1 protein-coding gene and 1 pseudogene are annotated in these 1,586 nt (G+C 72.6%); both read left to right on the top strand.

What is annotated here, in order from left to right; all coding sequences use genetic code 11:
• Nucleotides 1-134: pseudogene (locus tag VR45_RS46240) on the top strand (sugar ABC transporter substrate-binding protein); the annotation flags it as partial.
• 81 nt (nt 135-215) lie between these two features.
• On the top strand, nt 216-1,586 hold a 1,371-nt coding region (locus tag VR45_RS34390), incomplete at its 3' end, for a sugar ABC transporter ATP-binding protein (protein WP_045943835.1).

Here is a 1,586-nt window from a genome sequence, read left to right as displayed (position 1 = left end):
AGCCCGGTGCCACCGACCACCAGTCGACCATCATCCAGCTGCCCAACGGCCTGGAGGACCAGATCCCCGCGCCGCTGGTCACCAAGGACAACGTCGACGACAAGTCCCTCTGGGGCAACAACGTCGGCAAGTAACCCCACCGACCCCTCGTGAGCCGCGGCCCGGGCTCCCCTCTCGGTGCCGCCGTTCTCGGACCCTGCGGAAAGGACCCCGCCATGGCGGACCCCAGCCCCGTCCGGGGCCCCGTCGTCGAGGCCGACGGGATCAGCAAGCGCTTCGGCGCCACCGTCGCGCTCAGCGACGCCCGCATCTCGGTCGCCCCTGGCGAATCGCATGCCCTGGTCGGCCGCAACGGCGCGGGCAAGTCCACGCTCGTGTCGATCCTCACCGGCCTGCAGAACCCCGACACGGGCACCCTGCGTTTCAACGGCGAGCCGGCTCCGGCCCCCGGCGACACGGACGCCTGGCGCTCCAGGGTCGCCTGCGTCTACCAGCGCTCCACCATCATCCCCGCGCTGACCGTCACCGAGAACCTCTTCCTCGACCGGCAGAGCGCCGCAGCGCTGCGCCCGATCGGCTGGAAGCGGCTGCGCGGCCGCGCCACCGAGCTGCTCACCGAGTACGGGCTCACCGAGTACGGCGTGGACGTCGACCCGAGCGCGCGCGCCGAGGAACTGAGCGTCGAGCAGCGCCAGTTCGTCGAGATCGCCCGGGCACTGTCCTTCGGGGCCCGCTTCATCATCCTGGACGAGCCCACCGCCAAGCTCGACGCGCGCGGCATCGACCGGCTCTTCGAAAAGCTGCGCTCGCTCCAGGAGCAGGGCGTCGCGTTCCTGTTCATCTCCCACCACCTGCAGGAGGTCTACGACCTCTGCGCGACCGTCACGGTCTACCGGGACGCCCGGCACATCGTCACCGCACCGGTCGCCGAACTCGACCAGCAGGCCCTGGTGGAGGCGATGACCGGCGAGAGCGCCCGGGGCAGTGGGCCCGCCTGGTCGGTGACCGGCCGCACGCGCACCGACGGCGCCCCACTGCTGGAGGTCTCCGGCCTGAGCCTGGCCGGCACCTACCAGGACTTCTCCCTGACCGCGCGGGCCGGCGAGGTCGTGGGCCTGGCCGGAGCGGCCGCCAGCGGCAACGTCCGGCTCGCCGAGACGATCGCCGGCCTGCACCGCCCGCAGGCCGGCACGATCACCGTCGCGGGCCGCCCGGTGCGCACCGGGCGCGTTCCCGCCGCTCTCGCGGCCGGCATCGGCTTCGTACCCGAGGACCGGCACGTCCAGGGCCTCGTCCCGCAGCGCAGCGTCGCCGAGAACGCCACCCTGACCGTCAGTGACCAGCTCGGGCCGTTCGGCACGGTACTGCCCTCGCGCACCCGGGCCTTCGCCGAGCGGATGATCGGCGACCTCGACATCAAGACGCCCGGCCCCTCGGCCCCGGTGTCCGCCCTGTCCGGCGGCAACCAGCAGAAGGTCGTCATCGCCCGCGCCCTGGCCACCGAACCGCACGTCCTGGTCGCCGTCCGCCCCACCAACGGCGTCGACGTCAAATCCAAGGAATCCCTGCTCGGCACCGTCCGCCAG

This window comes from Streptomyces sp. NRRL S-495, from assembly GCF_000966955.1.
In the GTDB taxonomy this organism is placed as follows: domain Bacteria; phylum Actinomycetota; class Actinomycetes; order Streptomycetales; family Streptomycetaceae; genus Kitasatospora; species Kitasatospora purpeofusca.
This window is presented reverse-complemented; position numbering and strand designations above follow the sequence as displayed.